At 68.8% G+C, this 4,890-nt stretch carries 8 protein-coding genes; 6 read left to right on the top strand and 2 right to left on the bottom strand.

Features of this window, described 5'->3' with window-relative positions; all coding sequences use genetic code 11:
• Positions 1–150 (bottom strand): hypothetical protein (locus tag ABZ471_RS47730; protein ID WP_359075418.1); only part of this gene is annotated, 150 nt, incomplete at its 3' end.
• A 120-nt stretch (positions 151–270) separates the two neighbouring features.
• Complete coding sequence (locus ABZ471_RS47725) at positions 271–825, bottom strand: SRPBCC family protein (RefSeq protein WP_359075417.1); 555 nt, start codon at positions 823–825, stop codon at positions 271–273.
• A gap of 88 nt (positions 826–913) precedes the next feature.
• Here ABZ471_RS47725 and ABZ471_RS47720 point away from each other — a divergent pair, with 88 nt between their 5' ends.
• The 6 genes from ABZ471_RS47720 to ABZ471_RS47695 all read left to right on the top strand — a co-directional run bounded on the left by ABZ471_RS47720 (position 914) and on the right by ABZ471_RS47695 (position 4,766).
• Positions 914–1,813, top strand: coding sequence for a helix-turn-helix transcriptional regulator (locus ABZ471_RS47720; RefSeq protein WP_359075416.1), 900 nt, complete (start codon positions 914–916; stop codon positions 1,811–1,813).
• Between the two features lie 34 nt (positions 1,814–1,847).
• Positions 1,848–2,288, top strand: a complete 441-nt coding sequence (locus tag ABZ471_RS47715) for a transposase (RefSeq protein WP_359075415.1) — start codon at positions 1,848–1,850, stop codon at positions 2,286–2,288.
• 205 nt (positions 2,289–2,493) lie between these two features.
• Positions 2,494–3,285: a GNAT family N-acetyltransferase gene (locus ABZ471_RS47710; protein WP_359075414.1), complete on the top strand. Its 792-nt coding sequence runs from the start codon at positions 2,494–2,496 to the stop codon at positions 3,283–3,285.
• Positions 3,282–3,506 carry a translation initiation factor IF-1 gene (gene infA, locus ABZ471_RS47705; RefSeq protein WP_225824102.1) on the top strand — a complete coding sequence of 75 codons (225 nt, stop codon included), beginning with the start codon at positions 3,282–3,284 and terminating at the stop codon, positions 3,504–3,506. Before ABZ471_RS47710 ends, infA begins: the two co-directional genes overlap by 4 nt.
• 702 nt (positions 3,507–4,208) lie before the next feature.
• Positions 4,209–4,511, top strand: coding sequence for a hypothetical protein (locus ABZ471_RS47700; protein ID WP_359075413.1), 303 nt, complete (start codon positions 4,209–4,211; stop codon positions 4,509–4,511).
• A gap of 24 nt (positions 4,512–4,535) precedes the next feature.
• Positions 4,536–4,766: a transposase gene (locus ABZ471_RS47695; RefSeq protein WP_359075412.1), complete on the top strand. Its 231-nt coding sequence runs from the start codon at positions 4,536–4,538 to the stop codon at positions 4,764–4,766.
• The last annotated feature ends 124 nt before the right edge of the window (positions 4,767–4,890 follow it).

The following is a 4,890-nucleotide window of genomic DNA, read 5'->3' as shown; positions in this document are numbered from 1 at the left end:
GTCGATGAACTGGTCGCGCTCGTCCGGGTCGTGGCAGAGGGTGTAGAGCTCTTCGAACTGGTCCACGATCAGCCACGTGCGCTCAGAAGTGAGGCTCGTTCTCGCGCGGGGACAATGGCCGTGCCGCGCACTCGCGCTGGGGTCGGGCAGAGCTACCCCCGCTTACGCGAGGGTAGCTCTAGGAGGTCTCGTGGGTGGGTGTCCCAGCGGTACAGGGGCCAGGCGCGTCGCTCGCGCCTGCCACCGTCGACGAAGCCACACCCGGGAACCTCACTCTTCGGCGATCCATTGGGCGAGGGAGATCAGGGTGGCTTCGACGCTGTTCGTCATGTAGTCGCGGAGTGCGTCGAGGTCGCCGCGGGTGGTGCCCAGCACCGGGTCGAGGCGGAGGAGTTGCCAGGACTGCTCGACGACGGTTCCGCGTCCCTGGTGGTGGAAGGTCCAGCCCCACTGCACGATGCCGTCCTCGGCGCCGCCGACCACGAAGGTGAAGGCGTCGCCGGGGTCGGCTCGTACGACCTGGGAGCGGGTGGTCCATTCCCTGCCGTCCTTCTGATTGCGGCCGCTGAACCAGGCGCCGACCCGAGGCCCGGCGCCCTGGTCGAACGTGGCGTCGGTCGCGTTCGGACTCCAACGGCCGATTGCGGACACGTCACTGACCAGGTCATAGACCCGGGCGGGTGCGGCGTCGACCCATGCGCGTCTGGTGAAGGCGAAGCCTGATGGGTCCAGAGCCTCGAAGAGGTCGTGTTCGCTGGTGGTGGCGCTCAAGGCGTCCTCCTGGGTGTGTGCGGGGTGGTGCCGGGTCGGCGTCGCCCACGTCATCACCAGTCCTGCCGGGGAGCCAGACCCGCTGGTGCCTATCCACAGCCGGGGCAGGCTGTGCGTTTCGAGTCGGCCCATACTCGGATCCATGACCGGAAAATCGCAGCTCGGGAACTTCCTGCAGGCGCGGCGCTCCCAGCTGCGTCCCAAGGATGTCGGGGTGCCCACCTACGGGGAGCGTCGGCGTGTGCCGGGTCTTCGGCGCGAGGAGTTGGCGCTGCTGGCGGGTGTGAGCGCCTCCTACTACACCCGGCTGGAGCAGGGGCAGTCACTGAGCGCGTCGTCCGAGGTGCTGGACGCGATCGCCGGGGCTCTGCGGTTGGACGAGTCCGAGCGGCGGTACTTGCACGACCTGGCCCGGGCGGACAGGCATCGTACTCGGGGCCGGCGGCCTGCTGCGGAGCGTGTGACGGAGGCGGCGGCTCAGTTGATGGACGTGCTGGCGGACGTTCCCGCGATCGTGCTCGGCCTGCGCAGTGACGTGCTCGCGTGGAATCGCCTGGGTCACGCGCTGTTCGCCGGGCACCTGGACCCTGGTGCCCCGGACCTGTCGGCGCAGCGTCCCAACATGGCCAGACTGGTGTTCCTCGACGGTCATACCCGCGACCTGTACGCGGACTGGCCGAGCAAGGCCCGGGCGGTGGTGGGGAATCTGCGCCTGGTGGCGGCCCAGCATCCGCAGGACACGGCATTGCATGCGCTTCTGGGTGAACTGAGCGCCAAGAGCGTCGAGTTCGCCTCGATGTGGGCCGACCACCGGGTCAAGGCTTGCACCGTCGCCGCTTATGAGATGCGGCACCCGCTGGTCGGCCCCCTGACCGTCGTTCAGCAGACCCTGAGTCACGGGCCGGGCCCCAACGTGGTGGTCGCCACCACGGAGGCGGGCTCGACCTCGCGGACCGCGCTGGCCCTGCTCGCCCAGGCCATCGCCCAGGACACCATCCCGGCCGACCCGGCGCAGACGGCGCGACGGGCCGGCGCCGGCTGACCTCACACAACGCCGCCGGGCGCTCGGCCGGCACTTGCGAGCACCCGTCCCACCCGGCTACTCCGACCACCGCTTCGTGGCGGCGGCGCCTCTGCACGTCATCACGACCGCCGCCAACGTCAACGACATCACCCAGACCCTCGACCTCGTCGACGGCATCCTGCCCGTCGCCGGACGACCCGGCCGGCCCCGACAGATGCCGGAGAGCCTCCTGGGCGACAAGGCGTACGACTCGAAGGCTGTGCGCGGTGAGCTGCGACGCCGTCGCATCCAGGCGGTGATCTCCCGCAAGGGCTCCCCGAACATCAAGGGCCTGGGCAGGCTCCGCTACGTCGTCGAGCAGACCTTCGCCCTGCTCCGCCAGTTCGAACGCCTCGCGGTCCGATGGGAACGACGTATCGAACTCCACGACTCCTTCCCCTCGTTGGCTTGCAGCCTCATCTGCCGGAGACGCCTCAAGAAGAGCGGATCATGATCGCGTGACGAGCTCATAGGAAATGATTTGAGCGAGGCTGCGCCCCGCTGTTATTTTCGCGGTGGACCGTGAAGTCGTCGTATGGAGGTGAGCCCCGTGAACACAGTTACCCATGGGTGCTCCCTCAACCCGTCACGGTCCGGCGGCTGACGTTCGGTGTCGCCAGGAGCGCCTGAGATCGAGGCACTCCTGGAAGGAGACTCCGATGAACACGAAGCCTTTCACATCTGGCCTGAGCGAGAACGCGGTGATGATCACGCGCGTCGCGGACAGGCAATGGCATGCACTGGATGACGACCTGGTGGTCGGCCGCGGGCATGCGGAGCACCGGCCCGACGGACGCTTGTTCGTCAGCATCGACGCCTGGCACGACGCCACCTTCGACCGGCTCGCCGAGGCGATGCTGGCGCAGCTGCCGGCGCCGCTGTACACGGTGGTCGACGAAGCCGACGTCGAGCTGACGGCCGGCTGGCGGCGGGCCGGTTTCACGATCCGGCGCCGAGAGTGGGAGTACGTCGTGCCGACCGATCCGCGGGTCACAGGGCTCGAAGCAGTCCTGCCGCCTTCGGGCGTGACGATCGTGCCCGCCGGTCAGGCGGACGAGAGTCTGCTGCGGGCGGTGGACCGCGCGATCCGTGACGAAGTCGAGGCGAGTGTCGGGTGGCAGTCGATGCCCGCGGAGGTAACTCCCCGCCCCGAAGGCGACACCATCGTCGACCCGTCGAAGTACGCGGTGGCCGCGGCACCGGACCGCTACCTGGGTCTGATCCGCGTGGTGACGGTGAACCGGCCGCGCATCGGGCTGGTCGCGGTCCGGGCCGGCGAGCAGCGCCGCGGCATCGCGCGGGCGCTGCTCGCCCACGCGCTGGGGACGCTGCACCGTTCCGGGCTCGCCGCGGCCAGGACCGAAGTCCACGAGTCCAACCAGGCAGCCTCGGCGCTGTTCGAGGGCATCGGCGCCCGGCCGATGAGCAGCAACCTGGAGCTGGTGCGATGACGAAGAACAAGAACGTCATCGAAGTCGAGGGCAAGGTCGTCGAGTGCCTGCGCAGCGCCATGTTCACCGTGGAACTCGACAACGGCCACCAGGTGCTCGCGCACATCAGCGGGAAGATCCGCAAGAACTACATCAAGATCATGCTGGAAGACCGGGTGCTGGTGGAGCTCCCGCCGTACGACCTGACGCGCGGCAGGATCGTGTTCCGGTACCGGAACTAACGGCCATCGGCACCTTCCGCGGTAGCTGATCCTGGGGCCCCGGTCACGGCGTTTACGTGACCGGGGCCCCGATGACGGCACGCACGGCCGCGGCGGCCACCGCTCCAGCCGCCGCCGGCAGGTCCGGCCCGAGCCGAACCCCGGCTCCAGGGACAGCAGTTGCCAGGCGACGTCGTTGTGCAGCACGTACAAGATGCCGTGCAGGCACAGCAGGCACAGCAGGTCCGGCACCGGCCTCGGGCCGGCAGCCTACTCGGGCCAGGGTGGCAGCAGCGGCGCGATCAGCGCCCACAGGTCATCGTCCACCATCCACGCCCGGGTAGTCACACCATCCACCTTCAACAGACCCGAAAACTGCGTCATCCGCAGTCCCGTGAACGTCTCCACACACGCGGTCAGCCCTTAACACCCCAGCCATACAACGGAGATGCCCGGCTCACGGCCATGTGCAACACCCTTTGGCGCCGCGCCCCGCGTGGCCGTGCTCCGCGGACGAGTCGGGGAAAGTGTCGCGCCCCCGAACACAAGGACGAGCGCTGGCTAGGATGAGTCATGAAACCGAACTGCATGCATTCTGAAACGACTTGGGCCCGGCGGCGCGCAGCGGTTCTGGCTTCTTTGCTGAGTGCGGCGGCCCTCGGATGGACTGCGGTCGCACTGAGCGTGCACGCTACCGGCTCGACCGCACCGGAACCCGGCGGCGTGACCGATGCCGATCTGGCCCGGCTGGGCGCTGCCGTGATGGCCGGCATCGCTGCGGTGGCCGCCGGACTGTGGTGGCGCCACTGGGCGACCGTACGTCGGCTGATGACCGGCGGAGGCTGGGCTCGGGGGGCGTTTGCCGTCTCCGCCGTCCATTCGGTCTTCGTCCTGCCGGTGATCGGGCTGGCCTCCTGGGAGTGGAGTGCCCCTGCGATCCTGTTCACGTGCGCGGTGATCGCCGGCGGTGTGCGGGAGGCCGCCTGGGCGAGCGCACCGGCTACCGGGGTCGTCGCTTCGGGGTGACGACGGGTGATACGTCACCATGAATTGTCCGAGACCGAGTGGGAGTTCGTTCGGCTACTGCCCGCGTCCTTGCTGGGGCGGAAGCGGTTGGACGACCGAAGGGTCCTCAACGGGATCGTGTGGAAGTTCCGTGCCGGGACTGCCTGGCGGGATGTGCCCGAGCGGTACGGGCCGTGGGCCACGGTGCCCACCCGCTTCCGCCGGTGGGCGGCAGACGGTACCTTCGAGCGGGTGCTCAAGGCCGCCCGGGCGTAGACGGACGCAGTGGGGGATGTCGACTGGCTGGGTCTTCCAAGATTTTCGTAGCCGTTGATCGTGTGAACTGGGCTGTGGCGTAAGGGTGTTGATGGTGGCACGCTGACCGCGTGTGCCATCGAGC

The organism is Streptomyces sp. NPDC005728, from assembly GCF_040630895.1.
Classification (GTDB): domain Bacteria; phylum Actinomycetota; class Actinomycetes; order Streptomycetales; family Streptomycetaceae; genus Streptomyces.
This window is presented reverse-complemented; position numbering and strand designations above follow the sequence as displayed.

What these genes read in the sequence shown, in the direction of transcription:
- infA (WP_225824102.1), top strand. Translation starts at nt 3,282, where the DNA reads ATGACGAAGAACAAGAACGTCATCGAAGTCGAGGGCAAGGTCGTCGAG.
- ABZ471_RS47710 (WP_359075414.1), top strand. Translation starts at nt 2,494, where the DNA reads ATGAACACGAAGCCTTTCACATCTGGCCTGAGCGAGAACGCGGTGATG.
- ABZ471_RS47725 (WP_359075417.1), bottom strand. Translation starts at nt 825, where the DNA reads ATGACGTGGGCGACGCCGACCCGGCACCACCCCGCACACACCCAGGAG.
- ABZ471_RS47720 (WP_359075416.1), top strand. Translation starts at nt 914, where the DNA reads ATGACCGGAAAATCGCAGCTCGGGAACTTCCTGCAGGCGCGGCGCTCC.